The 15,245-nt window shown below is 70.2% G+C and carries 22 protein-coding genes; 10 read left to right on the top strand and 12 right to left on the bottom strand.

The annotated features are described in order from the left end of the window. Positions 1–84 precede the first annotated feature (84 nt). From JOF40_RS00110 to JOF40_RS19830, 3 genes are all read left to right on the top strand, one after another. Positions 85–387, top strand: coding sequence for a hypothetical protein (locus tag JOF40_RS00110; protein WP_129182970.1), 303 nt, complete (start codon positions 85–87; stop codon positions 385–387). Positions 388–487: 100 nt separating this feature from the next. Then, positions 488–838: a histone-like nucleoid-structuring protein Lsr2 gene (locus JOF40_RS00105; protein WP_188111756.1), complete on the top strand. Its 351-nt coding sequence runs from the start codon at positions 488–490 to the stop codon at positions 836–838. 51 nt (positions 839–889) lie between these two features. Next, positions 890–1,489: a TetR/AcrR family transcriptional regulator gene (locus tag JOF40_RS19830; protein ID WP_129182965.1), complete on the top strand. Its 600-nt coding sequence runs from the start codon at positions 890–892 to the stop codon at positions 1,487–1,489. On the opposite strand, the gene JOF40_RS00095 is transcribed toward JOF40_RS19830, so the two are convergent. The 3 genes from JOF40_RS00095 to JOF40_RS00085 all read right to left on the bottom strand — a co-directional run bounded on the left by JOF40_RS00095 (position 1,477) and on the right by JOF40_RS00085 (position 3,868). Continuing rightward, positions 1,477–2,073, bottom strand: coding sequence for a hypothetical protein (locus tag JOF40_RS00095; RefSeq protein ID WP_129182963.1), 597 nt, complete (start codon positions 2,071–2,073; stop codon positions 1,477–1,479). The two genes, JOF40_RS19830 and JOF40_RS00095, sit on opposite strands and share 13 nt — an antisense overlap. Before the next feature lie 62 nt (positions 2,074–2,135). Then, entirely contained in the window at positions 2,136–2,651 is a 516-nt protein-coding gene (locus JOF40_RS00090; protein ID WP_129182961.1) for a DinB family protein, read from the bottom strand. 35 nt (positions 2,652–2,686) lie between these two features. Beyond that, positions 2,687–3,868, bottom strand: coding sequence for an MCE family protein (locus JOF40_RS00085; protein ID WP_188111757.1), 1,182 nt, complete (start codon positions 3,866–3,868; stop codon positions 2,687–2,689). Between the two features lie 237 nt (positions 3,869–4,105). Between JOF40_RS00085 and JOF40_RS00080 the strand changes: the two genes are divergently transcribed. Genes JOF40_RS00080 through JOF40_RS00050 form a run of 7 tightly spaced genes read left to right on the top strand, consistent with a single transcriptional unit; the run spans position 4,106 to position 8,488 of the window. Continuing rightward, entirely contained in the window at positions 4,106–5,344 is a 1,239-nt protein-coding gene (locus JOF40_RS00080; protein WP_129182957.1) for a TadA family conjugal transfer-associated ATPase, read from the top strand. Continuing rightward, positions 5,332–6,192 carry a type II secretion system F family protein gene (locus JOF40_RS00075; RefSeq protein ID WP_129182955.1) on the top strand — a complete coding sequence of 287 codons (861 nt, stop codon included), beginning with the start codon at positions 5,332–5,334 and terminating at the stop codon, positions 6,190–6,192. Before JOF40_RS00080 ends, JOF40_RS00075 begins: the two co-directional genes overlap by 13 nt. Next, on the top strand, positions 6,189–7,103 hold the full coding sequence (locus tag JOF40_RS00070) for a type II secretion system F family protein (protein WP_129182953.1): 915 nt from the start codon (positions 6,189–6,191) through the stop codon (positions 7,101–7,103). The genes JOF40_RS00075 and JOF40_RS00070 overlap by 4 nt, the downstream gene beginning before the upstream one ends. A 13-nt stretch (positions 7,104–7,116) precedes the next feature. Further along, the gene (locus JOF40_RS00065; RefSeq protein ID WP_188111758.1) at positions 7,117–7,278 is read left to right on the top strand and encodes a hypothetical protein; all 162 of its coding nucleotides are present in this window, start codon (positions 7,117–7,119) and stop codon (positions 7,276–7,278) included. Between the two features lie 3 nt (positions 7,279–7,281). Continuing rightward, positions 7,282–7,662, top strand: coding sequence for a TadE/TadG family type IV pilus assembly protein (locus JOF40_RS00060; protein WP_129182951.1), 381 nt, complete (start codon positions 7,282–7,284; stop codon positions 7,660–7,662). Beyond that, on the top strand, positions 7,659–8,093 hold the full coding sequence (locus JOF40_RS00055) for a hypothetical protein (protein WP_129182949.1): 435 nt from the start codon (positions 7,659–7,661) through the stop codon (positions 8,091–8,093). Before JOF40_RS00060 ends, JOF40_RS00055 begins: the two co-directional genes overlap by 4 nt. Then, on the top strand, positions 8,090–8,488 hold the full coding sequence (locus JOF40_RS00050) for a pilus assembly protein TadG-related protein (RefSeq protein WP_129182947.1): 399 nt from the start codon (positions 8,090–8,092) through the stop codon (positions 8,486–8,488). Before JOF40_RS00055 ends, JOF40_RS00050 begins: the two co-directional genes overlap by 4 nt. On the opposite strand, the gene JOF40_RS00045 is transcribed toward JOF40_RS00050, so the two are convergent. The 9 genes from JOF40_RS00045 to JOF40_RS00005 all read right to left on the bottom strand — a co-directional run bounded on the left by JOF40_RS00045 (position 8,472) and on the right by JOF40_RS00005 (position 15,190). After that, positions 8,472–9,122, bottom strand: coding sequence for a hypothetical protein (locus JOF40_RS00045; protein ID WP_129182945.1), 651 nt, complete (start codon positions 9,120–9,122; stop codon positions 8,472–8,474). The two genes, JOF40_RS00050 and JOF40_RS00045, sit on opposite strands and share 17 nt — an antisense overlap. Then, a complete protein-coding gene (locus tag JOF40_RS00040; protein ID WP_129182942.1) occupies positions 9,119–9,712 on the bottom strand; it encodes a hypothetical protein in 594 nt (197 codons plus the stop codon). The genes JOF40_RS00045 and JOF40_RS00040 overlap by 4 nt, the downstream gene beginning before the upstream one ends. Continuing rightward, positions 9,709–10,971, bottom strand: a complete 1,263-nt coding sequence (locus tag JOF40_RS00035) for a hypothetical protein (RefSeq protein ID WP_129182940.1) — start codon at positions 10,969–10,971, stop codon at positions 9,709–9,711. Before JOF40_RS00035 ends, JOF40_RS00040 begins: the two co-directional genes overlap by 4 nt. Next, positions 10,968–12,332 carry a WXG100 family type VII secretion target gene (locus JOF40_RS00030; protein WP_129182938.1) on the bottom strand — a complete coding sequence of 455 codons (1,365 nt, stop codon included), beginning with the start codon at positions 12,330–12,332 and terminating at the stop codon, positions 10,968–10,970. The genes JOF40_RS00035 and JOF40_RS00030 overlap by 4 nt, the downstream gene beginning before the upstream one ends. Beyond that, positions 12,329–12,622, bottom strand: coding sequence for a type VII secretion target (locus tag JOF40_RS00025; protein ID WP_129182936.1), 294 nt, complete (start codon positions 12,620–12,622; stop codon positions 12,329–12,331). The genes JOF40_RS00030 and JOF40_RS00025 overlap by 4 nt, the downstream gene beginning before the upstream one ends. Positions 12,623–12,730: 108 nt before the next feature. Then, a complete protein-coding gene (locus JOF40_RS00020) occupies positions 12,731–13,027 on the bottom strand; it encodes a WXG100 family type VII secretion target (RefSeq protein WP_129182934.1) in 297 nt (98 codons plus the stop codon). A 112-nt stretch (positions 13,028–13,139) separates the two neighbouring features. Beyond that, the gene (locus JOF40_RS00015) at positions 13,140–13,712 is read right to left on the bottom strand and encodes a DNA gyrase inhibitor YacG (RefSeq protein ID WP_129182932.1); all 573 of its coding nucleotides are present in this window, start codon (positions 13,710–13,712) and stop codon (positions 13,140–13,142) included. Then, positions 13,709–14,122: an HIT family protein gene (locus JOF40_RS00010; protein ID WP_129182930.1), complete on the bottom strand. Its 414-nt coding sequence runs from the start codon at positions 14,120–14,122 to the stop codon at positions 13,709–13,711. Before JOF40_RS00010 ends, JOF40_RS00015 begins: the two co-directional genes overlap by 4 nt. Before the next feature lie 12 nt (positions 14,123–14,134). Beyond that, positions 14,135–15,190: a GGDEF domain-containing protein gene (locus JOF40_RS00005; RefSeq protein WP_246152818.1), complete on the bottom strand. Its 1,056-nt coding sequence runs from the start codon at positions 15,188–15,190 to the stop codon at positions 14,135–14,137. Positions 15,191–15,245: the final 55 nt, after the last annotated feature.

Here is a 15,245-nt window from a genome sequence, read left to right as displayed (position 1 = left end):
TGTGCGAAGCCTGTGAATCGTCGACCCAGTCGGCTGCCGGGTGGCTCACAGGTTGTCGACAGGTGCCCGTCGCAGCATCGGGGCATGAGCGATCAGCAGAGCACGAACGAACCGACCGGTGCGACGTGGTCGACCCGCACGACCGTGGTCGCCGCCGCTGTCGTCGTCGTCCTCGGTTTGGCCGCCGGCGGCGCGGTGGGGGCGGTCGGTGGCAGCGACGGACGCGGAGGCGGGCCCGGTCGCGCGCCCGGCCAGCTGCGTGGGCCGATGACCGGGGTGCCGGGCGGCATGTCGGGCCAAGGCGGCCGGATGCAGCCGCCCGGGACGTCCCAGCTGCCGTCTGGCGGAGCTCCGTCCTCGACGGACGATTCCACCGCCACGATCTAGACGACCTCGCCGGCGGCGTGGCGCGGACGTCCTGGCCTGCGATGACGGGCCGTGAACCCTTATGCTGAGGGCTACACAGCCCATCGACAGGAGCACATCCGTGGCGAAGAAGACCATCGAGATCATCACGAGCGACCTGTCGGGAGTCGAGCTCGAGCCGGGTCAGGGCGAGACGATCATCTTCTCCGTCGGCGGTGCCGACTACTCGATCGACCTCACCGACGCCGAGGCCGACGAGCTGCGCTCGACGTTCGACCGCTACGTCAAGGTCGCCACGCGCGCCAGCTCGCGCGGCACGCAGGCACCGTCGCGCAAGGCGTCCGGCTCGGGTCGTTCGTCCGAGGAGCTCGCGCACATCCGCGCCTGGGCCAAGGACAACGGCCACGAGGTCAGCGAGCGCGGTCGCATCAAGGCTGAGGTCCTCGAGGCGTTCGACCGGGCCCAGGGCTAGTCGCGCGGTGGGCCGACGGCCCGCCCGGTCGGCCTGACTACGCTGTCGTCCATGACGCGTCTGACCCGCACCCAGGTGCAGGAGCAGAACCGCGAGACCGTGCTGCGAGTGGCTCGTGAAGCCTTCCTGCGTGACGGCTACGTGTCGACGTCGCTCGCATCGGTCGCCCGCGAGGCGGGCTTCACGACGGGCATCGTCTACTCCGGCTTCGGCAGCAAGGCCGATCTGGCCCTCGGTGTCCTCGAGGGCATCCAGGCCGAGCAGATCGCCGAGCTGGGCCGACGTCTGGCCGATGTGTCCTCGACCGAGGAGGCGCTTGCGGGCATCCTGTCGTGGGCCGAGGCTGCGACGGCGTCAGGCTGGATCCGGCTCGAGCTCGAGCTGCTGCTCGACACGGTCAACGACCCGCGACTCGCCGCTGCGCAGGTCGAGCGCCAGGCGGCGGCGGTCGTGCAGGCCGGTGCCGTGGCCCGTGCGGTGGCCCCTGAGGGATCGCTCGACGACGAGACGCTCGACATCATCGCCGAGGCCGCGGTCGACTACGCGATCGGCGTCGGCGTCCGGCAGGTTACCAATCCGGGTGCATCGCCCGACCGGTTCATCCGCCTGATGGCACCGCTGCTGGCCCTGTTGACGGCTCAGCCCCGGTAGGGCACCGCGTCACTGCCGTTCGAGCACTGGTCGCCCGCGATCCGTGACGGGAAGCGGTAGCGCTGGAGGATCGAGCACTCGACCAGCGACTGGCCGCTCCAGGCCTCCTTCCACGTGCCGCCGTCCTTGGCCCAGAGGCTCGCCGAGCCGCCGCACTGGGGCACGAAGGTGCCGCCGCGGGCCCAGCCGCCGGTGTCGAGCTGGTCGACCGAGATCTGCGGCTTCTCGGTGCAGCCCTGGTCGGGCGAGAGCCGGCCGAGCTCGGCGGCGATGAAGGCCTTGAAGTCGGCGGGAGCGCCGGTGAGCTTCGAGGTGTCCGACGGCTGGGCGATCATGACGCCGACGTCCTCGCTGTCGACGTAGCTGATGAGCTTGCCCGTGGTGGCGGGCGTCGTCGGTGCCTCGGACGGCTCAGGTGTCGTGGCAGTCGCTGTCGGCTCCGTCGTCGCGGCCGGCGCCGGTGTGGTGGTCGCCGACGCCTCGGGAGTCGCAGCGTCGTCGGACGTGGCGTCCGAGCCGCAGCCCGACAGGAGCAGCGCGGTGGCGGCCAGGGCGGTGGCGACGAGGTGGCGTGTGTGCGTCATGGGTCCATGATGGCCCGTCCGCCGCGCGTTCGGTGGCCACCGCGCCCGGCGTCGAGGCCGGGTCAGCGTCGGGTCGTGCCGTCGACAGCCTCGCGCAGCAGGTCGGCGTGGCCGTTGTGCCGGGCGTACTCCTGCACGAGGTGGACGTAGACCATCCGCAGCGACATCGCGCTGCCGTGCACATCGATCTCGTGGTCGAGGTCGATGTCGGCCACGGCCCGGTCGGCCAGCGCCCACTCGTCGCGCAACGACTCGACGGCGTCCGGCGCGTCCGCGGGGTCGAGGTGGTTGAAGTCGGTGTCGTCGCGCGCCTCGAAGTTGTGCAGGTGCTCGACGTCCTCGACGGCGACCCGCTTGCGCAGCCAGATGCGCTCGACCTTGGCCATGTGACGCACGAGCCCCAGCAGGCTCAGGTTCGACGACGCGAGCGGACGCTCGGCGAGCTGCTCGGCGGTCAGGCCGGCGCAGACGTTGAGCAGTGTTGTCCGCTGGTGGTCGAGCATGCCCTGCAGGATCGGCCGCTCGTCACCCGTCATGGGGCCGTCGACGGGATCGGGCGTGGGGGAGTGCCAGGTCATGGCCCCATCGTCGCACCGACCGGTGGTGCGCCCGGTCAGCGGTTGACGGGGTCTGACAGCAGGTCGGTCCAGCTGGTGCCGGTGCCGACGACGGTGCGGTTGAACCTCGTCTTGGAGGCACCGCGGTTGACCAGGCCCTTGACGAGGCAGTCGGTGTCGACGTCGAACTCGCGGTCGGCGATGGACCCCTCGAGGCCGCGTTTCTGGTAGCCGCTGGCAGAGCCGCCGTTGCGGGCGTAGGTGCAGGTCGGCGCGGTGTCGGTGAGGGCCAGGCCGAAGGCGGCGTCCCAGTTGCTGCCATTGGGCTTGAGCACCGAGAAGGTGCCCGACAGCAGGTAGGGGTAGAGCACGAAGACGGTCTGCAGGCCCGTCAGGTTCTTGAGCAGCGGCTCGTTGGTCGTGCGCAGGTCGCGCACGATCGAGCCGAGGTCGTCGGCGTTCTCGTCGACGGTCTCGCGCACCGTGGCGGCGGCGTCGCCGCCCTTGTCGAGGAGGCGGCGCAGGTCGGGGTCGGCGTCCACGAGCGTGTCGGACAGCAGTGCGAGGTTCTTGGAGAATGTCGAGAGGGCTCCGCGCTTGTCGATCTGGGTCTGCAGCACGGAGTCGGAGTCGCGGATCAGCGACCGGGTGACCCCGATGTTGTCGTCGGCGGTCTGGATGAACGACGACGAGGTGTCGAGGATCTTCGCGATGTCGGGGCCGGTGCCCTGGAAGGCCTGGCCGAGCTCGGACACCACGGTCTGCAGGTTGTCAGTATCGACCGACGTGACGACGTTGTTGACGTCCACCAGCAGCTGCGTCGAGGTGATCGGGATGGCGGTGTCGTCGCGCTGGATCTCGGTGCCCTGGGCGAGGTACGGGGCCGAGGTGCCGCGGGGGCGGATGTCGACGAACTGCTCGCCGATGGCCGACTTGTTGGCCACGACGAACTGGGCGTCGGCGGAGATGCGCGGTGCGCTCTTGTCGATGTCGAGGTCGACCCGTACGCCGTCGGGGTCGGGGGCGAGGCGACCGACGCGGCCGACCTCGATGCCGCGGTAGGTCACGGGCGCGCCGGCGAAGATGCCTCCGGAGTCGGCGAAGTGGGCTTGCACGGTGTAGGTGCGGTCGACCACGAGCCGGTCGACCTGGGCGTAGCGTCCGCCGACGAAGGTGCCGCCGAGGATCGTCACCAGGGCGAAGACCAGCAGTTGGATCTTCGTGCGCCGCGTGACCACTCGGTGAACCCCTCCCTCGTCACATACCTTCGGTATGCGGAATCCAACGTACCGGGCGGACGGGGTCGCGGCGTGCGCCCGGTCACGTGAACCGCGTCACTCCGGAGGGCCTCGGGGCGGTCGAACTTGTCACCTCCCTGACAAGTTCTCCACAACCTGTCGCTCCAGGCCTTCACAATCTGCCGTGGTTCCGGAACTATTTGGCCAAGAACACTTCGGGGGAAGGGCAGTTCTGACATGGAGTCGTCGACGTCGGCGCTGGCCGACCGCGTCAGGGATCTGGTGAGGCAGCGCCGCATCGACCCGCGCACCGACACCGCATCGGTGCGTCGCGCCGCCCTCGACGCGATCGCCGAGCACGAGGCACGGAGCCTCACCGGTGCCGTCCGCACGCTCGACGAGCCCGAGGCTGTGATCGGCCAGATCGTGGCCGACGTGTCGGGGTTCGGTCCGCTGCAGGCGCTGCTCGACGACGAGACGGTCGAGGAGATCTGGGTCAACGAGCCCTCACGGGTGTTCGTCGCCCGCGAGGGACGTCACGAGCTCACCTCGCTGATCCTGACCGCCGAGCAGGTGCGCGAGCTGGTCGAGCGGATGCTGTCGTCGTCGGGCCGGCGGCTCGACGTCAGCCAGCCGTTCGTCGACGCGATGCTGCCGGGTGGTCACCGCCTGCACGTCGTGCTCGACGGCATCGCCCGAGGCTTCGCCGCCGTCAACATTCGCAAGTTCGTGGCACGGGCCCACTCACTGGCAGACCTCGTCACGCTGCGCACGCTCGACCCGGCTGCGGCGACGTTCCTCGACGCCAGCGTGCGCGCCGGTCTCAACATCGTCGTCTCCGGCGGCACCCAGGCGGGCAAGACGACGCTCCTCAACTGCCTGGCCGCGTCAATCCCCGGATCGCAGCGGCTCGTGTCGGTCGAGGAGGTCTTCGAGCTGCAGACGGGGCATCCCGACTGGGTCGCCATGCAGACCCGACAGGCCGGGCTCGAGGGCACCGGCGAGATCGACCTTCGGATGCTGGTCAAGGAGGCGCTGCGCATGCGTCCCTCGCGCATCATCGTCGGTGAGGTGCGGGCAGCCGAGTGTCTCGACCTGCTGCTGGCCCTCAACGCCGGGCTCCCGGGCATGGCCAGCATCCACGCCAACTCGGCGAGGCAGGCCCTCGTCAAGCTCTGCACGCTCCCGCTGCTGGCAGGCGACAACATCGGCTCGAGGTTCGTGGTGCCGACGGTGGCCGCGTCCGTCGACCTCGTGGTGCACACAGGTCTCGATCCCGACGGTTCCAGGGCGGTGCGTGAGATCGTCGCGGTCACCGGGCGGGTCGAGAACGGACTGATCGAGTCGGAGCCCGTGTTCGCCCGTCGCGACGGGCGGCTCGAACGGGGGCACGGTGTGCCGTTGCGGCGGGACGCGTTCGAGCGCGCGGGGGTCGATCTCGACGAGGCGCTGGGGGTGAGTCGATGGGTGCCTTGACCGGGTTCCTCGCCGGCCTCGGGCTCGTCCTGGTGGCCTGGACGTTCGTCGAGCCGGAGTGGCGACCCGAGCGTAGGGACCGTCGCGGCCGGGGACGCATGGCCGACCTGCTGGCCCGTGCGGGCGTGCAGGGCATCGTGCCGGGGCAGCTCGTCGGGATGTGCGCAGTCGCGTTCGTCCTCACCGCAGTCGTCATGGCAGGCGTGTCAGGTGTCCCCGCGATCGGTCTGGTCTTCGGGCTGATGGCCGCCGGGGCACCCATCGCGCTGCTTCGGGGGCGTGCGTCCCGTCGACTGCGCGACCATGCTGCCGTGTGGCCCGATGCGGTCGACAACCTGACCTCTGCGGTGCGGGCAGGGCTGTCGTTGCCGGAGGCGCTGATCCAGCTCGGCGAGCGGGGGCCGGAGGGGCTGCGGGACGCCTTCGTGCAGTTCGGCCGCGACTACCAGGCGACGGGACGGTTCAACGAGTCGCTCGACCTGCTCAAGGACCGTCTCTCCGACCCGGTCGGCGATCGCGTCATCGAGGCGCTCCGCATCGCCCGAGAGGTCGGCGGTGGCGACCTCGGACGCATGCTGCGGTCGCTGTCAGGCTTCCTGCGCGAGGACCTGCGCACGCGGGGCGAACTGGAGTCCAGGCAGTCGTGGACGGTCAACGGCGCGCGCCTCGCCGTCGCTGCGCCGTGGCTCGTCCTGCTCTTGATGTGCCTGCAGGGCGACGTCGTGCAGCGGTTCGCGAGCGGTGCGGGGCTGTTCGTCCTGCTGTCGGGTGCCACGCTGTGCGCGGTCGCCTACCGGACCATGATGTGGATCGGTCGCCTGCCGGCCGAGCGGAGGATCCTGGCATGACGGGCGCGCTGATGGGGTTCGGCTTCTCCGCAGGCATGCTCCTCGCGGTGTCGGGATGGTTGCGCGCCCGCCGACCCACGCTGGAGCAGCGGGTCCTGCCCTACATCCGCGACGTCCACCCCCAGCTGCCCTCACTCGTCAGGTCGACCACCGCGGTCGAGGCAGTCTTCGGGCCATCAGTCCGCCGGGCAGGCGAGATGGTCGGAGACGTGCTGGGCGGGTCTGCCAGCGTCGCCCGGAGGCTGACCCGGCTCGGATCCGCGATGACCGTCGACGAGTTCCGGGTCCGACAGGTGCTGTGGGGCGCGGCGGGGCTGGGTGGGGGTGTGGCCGTCTCGACCGTCCTGTGGTCGAGCGGCCGTGCCTCGGCGCCGATCCTGCTCGTCGTCTGTGCCATGAGCTTCGTCGCCGGGGTGCTCTTCTGCGACCAGAACCTGTCGAGCCGCGTCACGGCTCGAGAACGCGACATGCAGGCAGAGTTCCCGGTCGTGGCCGATCTGCTCGCGCTCGCGGTCGCCGCAGGGGAGAGCCCCGTCGCGGGCCTCGACCGGATCATGCAGGTCTGTCACGGTGCCCTGGCCGACGAGCTCGGCGGTGTCATCGCCGACGTCCGCACCGGCACGCCGATCGCCGATGCCTTCGACGCCCTGGCCGCGCGCACGGGCGTCACCAGCATCGCCCGCTTCGCCGAAGGGCTGGCCATCGCGGTCGAACGAGGGACGCCGCTGGTCGACGTGCTGCATGCCCAGGCCGCCGACGTGCGGGAGTCGGGCCGCCGCGAGCTCATCGAGGCTGGCGGACGCAAGGAGGTCACGATGATGATCCCAGTCGTCTTCCTGATCCTGCCCGTGACCGTGGTCTTCGCATTCTTCCCCGGCTTCGTCGGTCTTCATCTCACATCCGGAACGTAGGAAGGAAACTCCCATGTCGATCTTCAGGTCACACCGTCATGACGAGCGGGGCGACGTGCCCGGCTGGGTCATGATCACGGTCATGTCCGCCGGCCTCGTCGCGATCATCACCGCCGCCGCGGGCCCGCAGCTGCGCAGCATCCTGAACCAGGCGCTGTCGGCGGTCGGCGGCTGAACAGTGGCCGTCCGCGAGCGTGGTGCGGCGGTCGTCGAGTTCGTGCTGGTCATGGTGCTGCTCGTCCCGCTGGTGCTCGGCATCGCCCAGGTCGCGCTGGTGCTCCATATTCGCAACACCCTGGCATCCGCCGCATCCGAGGGTGCCCGAGCGGCGTCGCCTGTCGGTGCCACGCCGGCCGACGGTGCCGAGCGCACCCGCACGATGATCCGGGCGGCGCTCGACGATCAGTACGCCGACGGAGTCAGAGCGTCGTGGACGACGGTCGGTGGAATGCCCGGCGCGCAGGTCGAGGTGCGCACACGGGTGCCGGCACTGGGACTGTTCGGACCGTCGGTCCCGATCTCGGTGCGCGGCCACGCGATTCGCGAGGTCGAGCCATGAGGTGCCGCGCCGACGAGCGTGGCACCGCGACGGTGGAGTTCGTCTGGCTGTCGCTGCTGCTGCTCGTGCCCCTGGTCTACGTGCTGGTGGCGGTCTTCGACACCCAGCGCGCCGCCTTCGGTGTCTCGACGGCCAGTCGGGCGGCCGCGATCGCCTTCTTGCAGTCGCCCGATGCGGCGACGGGCGAGCAGCGGGCCCAGGTCGCGGCCCACGCCGCACTCGCCGACCAGGGTGTCGCCCGTGCCAGCGTCGACGTGAGCTGTCTGCCGACGCCGTCGGAGTGCTTCGAGCCGGGTTCGTCAGTGCGGGTCGTCGTGCGGACGACCCAGCCCCTGCCGCTGACACCGAGGGCCTTGGGCTCCAGGCTCGGCGGCATCTCTGTCGACAGCACCCACACCGAGCCGTATGGCAGCTATCGAGCCACGCGATGAGGCGCGACGAGGGCACCATCACGGTCATGACGATCGGCTTCCTACTCTTCTTGGGCTTGCTCGCCGCCGTCGTGGTCAACGCGTCGGCGGCCTTCCTGCAGCGTCAGCAGCTGGACAACCTGGCCGACGGAGCAGCACGCTCGGCCGCTGACGGGTTGAGCACGGACGTCTTCTACCGCACCGGCCAGGTCGAGCTCGACGGGTCGCAGGCACAGCGGCTGGTGAGGTCGTACGTGTCGAGGTCCGGGGTCCGCGTCGTGCGGGTCGTCACCGACGGCGACGAGGTGCGGGTGCGCCTCGAGCGCACGGTCGACCTGGCGCTCGCCCCGCCGGGCTTCCGCTCCCGCACCACGATCGTGTCGGAGGCGACTGCGTCCCTCAGGGTTGCTCGGTGAGCGACGGTGCCGACCACGTCAGGTCGCCGTCACCGTCGAGGTGCAGCGTGGCCGCGATCTTGTCGAACACCACGACCATGGCCTCGGCGACCTCGTCGGTCGAGGTCACGAAGCTGAGGACGAGCAGCCGGTCGGCATCGGCCTGCACGACGTAGTCGACGTGCGTGTGCCACACCAGGGGCGCGCCCTCGTCCTCGGTCAGCGGGGCCTCGGCACGGCGGACGCGTCGCAGGGCGTCGACGCCGGCGATCCGCACGGCGTCGTTCTCGAGCACGCCCTCGGCGTCGCCGAGCAGCTCGAGCACCTGCAGGTCGAGGGCACCGGCGGGTCCGGCGAACAGCTGGGCGACGACGAGCGTCGCGGAGATCGGCAGTCCCAGCAGGGGGTCGACCAGAGCGTGGATCTGGGTGGTGCCGCGCTCCGCGGCCCGGGCGACGTCACGGCGCAACCGGCGGTCGAGCTCGACGCGCAGGCCGATCAGCTCGTCGCGGGCGGTGCCGGTGAACTGCCGGTCCATCAACCGCGTGATGTCCTTGTCACGCCGGCTCGGGTCGGCTGAGATCGTGAACCATCCCGAGGGCAGCACGAGCCGGTAGGCACCCGGGGCGGCGACGACCCTCTGCGTGCCCGTCACGACGCGGGTGCCGCAGACGTGGCGGTCTCGGCGAGACCGACGAGGGCGGACGAGGCGTCGCTGGCCAGCACGAGGTCGTCGACCGGCAGGGTCGTGAGGACGATCGCGATGTCGTCGTCATCGGGCAGCCACGCGACCGTCGTCGTCTCGGAGAGATTGATGCCGTGCTCGGTCGTGGCGAAGGTGCGCGCCCGCATGACGTGGGCGGGCCCCATCGGTGTGGCGAGCTCCTGCAGATCGACCGGCTGGTGCAGAGGAGCGTCGCCGATGAGCGACTCGACCAGCTCCATCGGGGTCGTCCCGCGCTCGATCGCGGCGACGGCACCGAACGCAGCGGCGCGGGGCGACAGCAGCTCACCCCCGAGCGGCAGCAGCACCCAGACGGTGAAGACCTGCAGCTGGTCGCCTGCGGCGTCGACGACCTGCGAGCGCAGGCTCGCGAGTCCCTCGGCGACGGTCTGCTTGACGTCGGCCGGCTTGGGGTCGCCGGCGAAGCGCGCCACGATGTCGGCGACGAGCGCGTCGGCCGGCTGGTCGACGGGGAGGGCGAGCCACTCGGGGTAGACCCCGAACTCGAGCTGTTCGATCATGATCGGGTTCCTGTCGTGTCAGTGGACATCTGGCGGTTGTTCCAGCGGCGGAAGCGCATCGTCACGACGATCTGCGAGACCGCGATCGTGAGCCCGACGATGCAGTACACGATGTCGACGGGGTCGACGCCGTCGGCGACCTGGAGCGCCAGGCTGCCCGCGCCGACCGTGAATCCGAGGAATCCGACGACCCAGCTCTCAGCGGGGACGGGGACGCCGCGCTCGAGCGGCGGCTGGAGGTAGAGCAGCGCCTGGGACGAGGCGTAGACGGCGGGGTCGACGTCGGCCTGCAGGGTCGGCGGGACGTCGCCGGTCGAGTGGAAGTCGACCGCGATGCCGGCGCCCGCGCAGGCCAGCTCGAGCGCCTCGGCGGAGCCGCCGGGAGTGATCCAGCGCTCGGCCATCACGACCCCGAGCGTCACCCCGTGGCGGTCGAGGAACCAGATCGCACCCGGAGCGATGACGCACGTGACGACCCCGCCGCGGCGGGGACCCGGCAGCCAGGTCTCGCGAGCGTGCTCGGTGTGGACGACGTCGTCGGCACCGATCTGCAGCTGCGACTCGCGCAGCCACAGCCACCGGTCCGCAGGCAGCACGTTGGGCACCACGGCGCGACCATCGGGGGGCGGCGGTCGCTGTCCGACGAACGTGCCGCTGAGACGCAGGAGGCTCGCCGCCACGACGGCGAGCGGCGCGATGAGCACGATGGTCGCCAGCTGGACCTGGCGGCGATGGTCGTCGTCGGCGGCCACGGACAGGACGAACCCGACGGCAGCGAGCAGCAGCAGTCCGACGTGCAGGATGCGGACCCGGCGCATGCCGTCAGAGCTGGGACCCCGGGTGAACGCCCCACGGGCGGCGTTGACGCGCGCGATCTCGTCGGGTGTCGCGATCTCGAGCGTGCGGCCGATGGCCAGCGCGAAGTCGGCCGCGCCCGACGTCGCCCGCATGAGGTCGGTGTCGAAGGTCTCGATGCCGAGGTGCACTGATGTCAGCGGCACCGTCAGCGCGACAGCGTCGTCGGTCAGCAACGAGATCGCGTCGCCGCGGGCACGTCCGCCGCCCAGACGACGAGCGAGGTCGGCACCCCTGACGAGGACGACCCGGTCGACCTGCCCCGCCTCGGCGACGGTGCGCGTCGATCCGTCCGGGCGGTGCTCGACGACGGAGCCGCCTGAGCCGGCGAGCAGCCTCCACCCGCGAGTGTCAGCAACCAGCAGCCCGCCGTGCGTGGCCGCCTGGAGGACCGACCGTGTCATCGACCCACGGGGACGATGGTCGTGGGGCGATCGGGAGCCTCGATCGTGAAGACGTCCGGCAGGTTCTGCAGGTTGTCGAGGGTGTTGCCGAGGCTCTCGCCGAATCCCTTGATGTCGTTGCCCTGACCCGCGAAGGTGGCGGTGCCGCCGGCTGTGTGCACCGCGATGGCACGGCGGATGGCCGAGACGTCGGCAGGCAGCTGATCGGCCATGTTGGTCAGGGCCCTGAGGTTGCCGAGCATCTCGGTGGCACCGTCGAAGCCGGTGACGACGCCGATGGGGCGAGGCTTGGTGGCGACGGACACCAGTCGGTCGTCGACTGCCCGGATGGCGTCATCGACCAAGCCCTGCTGGAATTCGCGGAGCCCGGTGCGGAGAGGACCGATCGGGATGCGCTGCACGGCACCGGCGATCCGGTAGGACAGGGAGCCGCGGGCCCCGAGCTCTGCCGAGGTGCGGGCCAGCGTCGTCATGCGGGCGAGGGCCGGTGCGGCGAGCTTGCCGCCCAGCTTGCCGATCGGACCGCCGATGACGCCGAGCGACGAGATCAGCAGGTCGCCGAAGCTGGCCTCGCCCATCAGCATCTGCACGAAGGTCAACGCGAAGATCGCGGCTCCCACGACGGTACCGATCGTCATCAGGGTGCCGATGATGCCGCCTGCGGCCAGGACGACGCCGAGGAACCCGCCGCACGTCGCCACGATCAGGATGACGATGACCACGGCCAGGATGACGATCGCGATGACGTTGAGGACGTCGATCGCCGCCGCGACGAAGCCCTTGATGTTGTCCATCTTGCTGTCCTTGAACTTCTCGGACGCCTTGTTGATCCTGGCGGCCGCGTTCGAGGCGGCGGTCGCCAGATCGTCCATCGCATTGTCGAGGTCGGTACGCGCCTGCCCGAGGGCGGAGGCCGCGGCCTCGCGGTCCTTGCCGCGCTGCTTGTCCGCCTCCTTCTGGGCATCGGTGGGATCGTCGACGCCGTCGAGGAGACTGCCCTGGTTGGCGTCCTGATCGCGCTTGGCCTGCTCGGCCGCCTTGACGGCGGTCCAGGTCTTGGTGCGGGCGGTGTCGACGTCGTCGGCGAAGGTGTAGAGCGCGGTCGCGGCACCGGTGTACTTGTCGGCCGCCTTGGCGAGATCGCCATGGGCCTCGTCGGCCTTCTCGGCGAACTTCTTGGCGGCGTCGCCGGTCCAGCCGTCCAGGCCGGCCAACGACTTCAGGGTGTCGGCGGCCTCGTTCATGACGGTGCCACGGTCCTTGAAGTCCTTGGCCACGTGCTCGACGTCGGCCATGTCGGCGGGGACCGGGTCACGGTCGCGGCCCACGAGGTGCCACTCGGCGGTGCGACGGCTGCTCACTTCGACTTCTCCTTCAGGGCGGCGGCGAGGTCGCGGTCGACCTTGTCGAACTCCGTGGCCGACTTGTCTGCCATCTGCGCGAGCGACTCGACCTTCTCGGTGAGCTTGTTGCGCTTGTCGTCCCAGTCGTTGACGAAGTCGTCGATCGCCTGGGCCACCTTGTGATGGGCGACGTCGTCCTCGTCGTAGCCCTTGAGGTCTCGGTCGTCCTTGAGGTTGTCGGTGATCGTCGCCATCTGGGAGGCCAGGGTGGACAACCGGTCGGGATCGTACGTCAGGTCAGCGGCCATCGTTCAGTGCTCTCTCGCGTGGGAGTGGTCAACAGAAAGAGTCGACACAGCACGAGGTGGCCGGACGTTGGCCCGGCCACCCCTTGCCGAGTCGGTGATGCGGGTCGATCAGCCCTTGAGGGCGCTCGCGAGCTGCGTGTCGACGTCGGCGAACGTCTCGGCGGCCTTGTTGAGGTACGTCGCCATGCCGTCGAGACCCTCGAGGGCCTTGGAGACACCGGAGTTGAATTCCTCGTACGACGTGCGGAACTGGTCGGATGCCGAGTCTGTGACGAAGCCACCCGTGACCAGGCCCTCGATCTGCGTCTTGAGAGCCGACAGCTGCGACTCGATGTCCACGCGACCGTTGTTGAGCTTGGTCGCCTGGTCCTGCATCTCCTGGTAGGAAACTGAAACGTTGGCCATGCTGTGCACCCCTTCTACAGCGCCACGGACGAGCCGCGGCGGCAGCAACCTGCTGTTGCGCAGATGCTATCCCGCATCCGCGGGCACGTCGATCCGGCGACTGGCTCTCTCGTCAGTCGGCGCGCTGCACCACGACGCCGCCGAAGCGGGCCTCGCCGATCGTGCACTCGATGCCGTCGATCCAGCAGCGTCCGGTCTCGAGCACCTCACCTGCCATCTCGGTCTGGGGCCCCGTCGGCGACTCGGCGTAGAGGGCGATGAATCCGCCCGACCATCCTTCGTTGTAGCCGACGATGCGTCGTCCGTCGCGGTCGGCGGCGCGCTGCTGGCACTCGGGGCACACCGCGGCGGGGTAGCGGTCCTGGTGGACGACGGCGCGTCCGCAGATGGGGCACGGGTGAGTCGGACGCTCAGGGGCGGCCGGGGCAGCGTCGACGCCGTACTGGTGGCGCTGCTCGGCGAGCCACCCGATGACGAGGGTCTCGATCGTCTCGCCCGAGAGTGCGAGCACGCTGGTCTGGTAGCCGCCCCGATAGCCGATGACGGCCCCGCTGTCGCCCGCGACGAACGCGAAGCCGCCGCACAGCGTGTCGCCCTCCAGCTCGGGATCGACGTGCGGTGTGACGTCGTCCGCTGCCAGCACCTGGCGCGCCTTCGCCGCCGCCTCGTCGCGCGTCATGGTCATGCCAGTGCCTCCCGGATCGTGGTCGCGACGGTCTGCGCCTCGCCCTCGTCGTACGTCGTCCGCGGCCAGAAGAAGCCGCGCAGCCCGTCGCCCTTGGTGCGTGGCACGACGTGCACGTGCAGGTGGGGGACGCTCTGCGACACGATGTTGTTCATCGCCACGAACGTTCCCTGGGCACCCAGCCCCGACGTCAAGGCGTCCGCCACCCGCTGGGCGGCCGAGAACAGCGGCACGATCCCCGGCTCCGGCAGGTCGGACAGCGTCACGACGTGCTCGCGCGGCACCAGCAGCACATGGCCCTTGAACACGGGCCGGACGTCGAGGAAGCCGACCACGTCCGGAGTGTCCAGCACGCGGTGCGCATCCGCCTCGCCCGACACGATGCGGCAGAACAGGCAGTCGGCGCTCATGGGTCGATCACATCATGAGTCGTGGCGCGAGCGCTTGTGCTCGTACATCCTCTGGTCGGCGGCCAGCACCAGGTCGTCGATCGAGGCGTCCGGCAGGTCGGACGTCGACGCGGTGCCGACGCTGGCCGACAGCGGCTGGTGCCCGTCGCGTCCGAGGTTGACGGCGTCGAGACGCGCCACGAGCCGGTCGCGCAGGCTCCGCTGGTCGACCGGTGGATCGACCACGAGCACGCAGAACTCGTCGCCGCCGAGCCGGGCCACGACGTCGTGCGGACGGGTCACGGTGCGCAGAGCAGCAGCCACCTGCACCAGCACCTCGTCGCCCGCGACGTGACCGAGGTCGTCGTTGACGGTCTTGAGCCCGTCGACGTCGACGAACGCGACGAGGCAGGTGCTGCCGGTGTGCCGCGCACCGGTGAGCAGCACCTCGGCGGCGTCGAAGAAGCCGCGCCGGTTGAGCAGGCCGGTCAGCGAGTCGGTGGCCGACAGGGTGCGGATGTCGGCATTGGCCTGCTCGAGGTCGGCGGTGCGATCGACGACCCGCCGCTCGAGCTCGTCGTGGACCGAGATGTTCTCCATCGCGACAGAGGTCGCATCGGCCAGCGCCTGCAGCAGCCGGATCTCGTCGCCGGAGGCCACATGACCGTCGGCCCAGTAGTTGCCGATCGCCCCGATGGGGTCGAGGCTGCGGATCGGCACCATCACCAGGCTCTTGACGAACGTCGGACGGTACGCAGCGTGCGGGATGCGGTCGTCGGCGTAGATGTCCTCGATCGTGACGGTCTGGCGGTTGATCATCGTCCACCCGCTGATGCACGTCTCCATCGGGAAGCGGCTGCCCTTCCAGAGCGGCTCGATCGCGTCCTCGTCGGCGTAGTAGCACTGACCCGCGTCGCGCAGCACGAACGTGGCACCGTCGCTGCCGGCCAGCTCGCGCGCCGTGGTGCGCACGATCTGCTGCACCTGCGGCAGGTCGCGGGCCATCGACAGCTCCTGCACGGCCTGCACGAGGCGCTCCATGCCACGGACGTAGGTGCCGGTGCTGACGCCCTGCTCGTCGATTGCCACGTGTCCTCCGTACGTCGAGCACCCAGAATGACAGAGGTGGGTGGGCAGCAGAAGG

It is taken from the genome of Aeromicrobium fastidiosum (assembly GCF_017876595.1).
Lineage (GTDB): Bacteria > Actinomycetota > Actinomycetes > Propionibacteriales > Nocardioidaceae > Aeromicrobium > Aeromicrobium fastidiosum.
This window is presented reverse-complemented; position numbering and strand designations above follow the sequence as displayed.

What these genes read in the sequence shown, in the direction of transcription:
- JOF40_RS00025 (WP_129182936.1), bottom strand. Translation starts at nt 12,622, where the DNA reads ATGGCCGCTGACCTGACGTACGATCCCGACCGGTTGTCCACCCTGGCC.
- JOF40_RS00020 (WP_129182934.1), bottom strand. Translation starts at nt 13,027, where the DNA reads ATGGCCAACGTTTCAGTTTCCTACCAGGAGATGCAGGACCAGGCGACC.
- JOF40_RS00010 (WP_129182930.1), bottom strand. Translation starts at nt 14,122, where the DNA reads ATGAGCGCCGACTGCCTGTTCTGCCGCATCGTGTCGGGCGAGGCGGAT.
- JOF40_RS00055 (WP_129182949.1), top strand. Translation starts at nt 7,659, where the DNA reads ATGAGGTGCCGCGCCGACGAGCGTGGCACCGCGACGGTGGAGTTCGTC.
- JOF40_RS19830 (WP_129182965.1), top strand. Translation starts at nt 890, where the DNA reads ATGACGCGTCTGACCCGCACCCAGGTGCAGGAGCAGAACCGCGAGACC.
- JOF40_RS00040 (WP_129182942.1), bottom strand. Translation starts at nt 9,712, where the DNA reads ATGATCGAACAGCTCGAGTTCGGGGTCTACCCCGAGTGGCTCGCCCTC.
- JOF40_RS00075 (WP_129182955.1), top strand. Translation starts at nt 5,332, where the DNA reads ATGGGTGCCTTGACCGGGTTCCTCGCCGGCCTCGGGCTCGTCCTGGTG.
- JOF40_RS00095 (WP_129182963.1), bottom strand. Translation starts at nt 2,073, where the DNA reads ATGACGCACACACGCCACCTCGTCGCCACCGCCCTGGCCGCCACCGCG.
- JOF40_RS00070 (WP_129182953.1), top strand. Translation starts at nt 6,189, where the DNA reads ATGACGGGCGCGCTGATGGGGTTCGGCTTCTCCGCAGGCATGCTCCTC.
- JOF40_RS00080 (WP_129182957.1), top strand. Translation starts at nt 4,106, where the DNA reads ATGGAGTCGTCGACGTCGGCGCTGGCCGACCGCGTCAGGGATCTGGTG.
- JOF40_RS00090 (WP_129182961.1), bottom strand. Translation starts at nt 2,651, where the DNA reads ATGACCTGGCACTCCCCCACGCCCGATCCCGTCGACGGCCCCATGACG.
- JOF40_RS00035 (WP_129182940.1), bottom strand. Translation starts at nt 10,971, where the DNA reads ATGACACGGTCGGTCCTCCAGGCGGCCACGCACGGCGGGCTGCTGGTT.
- JOF40_RS00050 (WP_129182947.1), top strand. Translation starts at nt 8,090, where the DNA reads ATGAGGCGCGACGAGGGCACCATCACGGTCATGACGATCGGCTTCCTA.
- JOF40_RS00065 (WP_188111758.1), top strand. Translation starts at nt 7,117, where the DNA reads ATGTCGATCTTCAGGTCACACCGTCATGACGAGCGGGGCGACGTGCCC.
- JOF40_RS00110 (WP_129182970.1), top strand. Translation starts at nt 85, where the DNA reads ATGAGCGATCAGCAGAGCACGAACGAACCGACCGGTGCGACGTGGTCG.
- JOF40_RS00015 (WP_129182932.1), bottom strand. Translation starts at nt 13,712, where the DNA reads ATGACCATGACGCGCGACGAGGCGGCGGCGAAGGCGCGCCAGGTGCTG.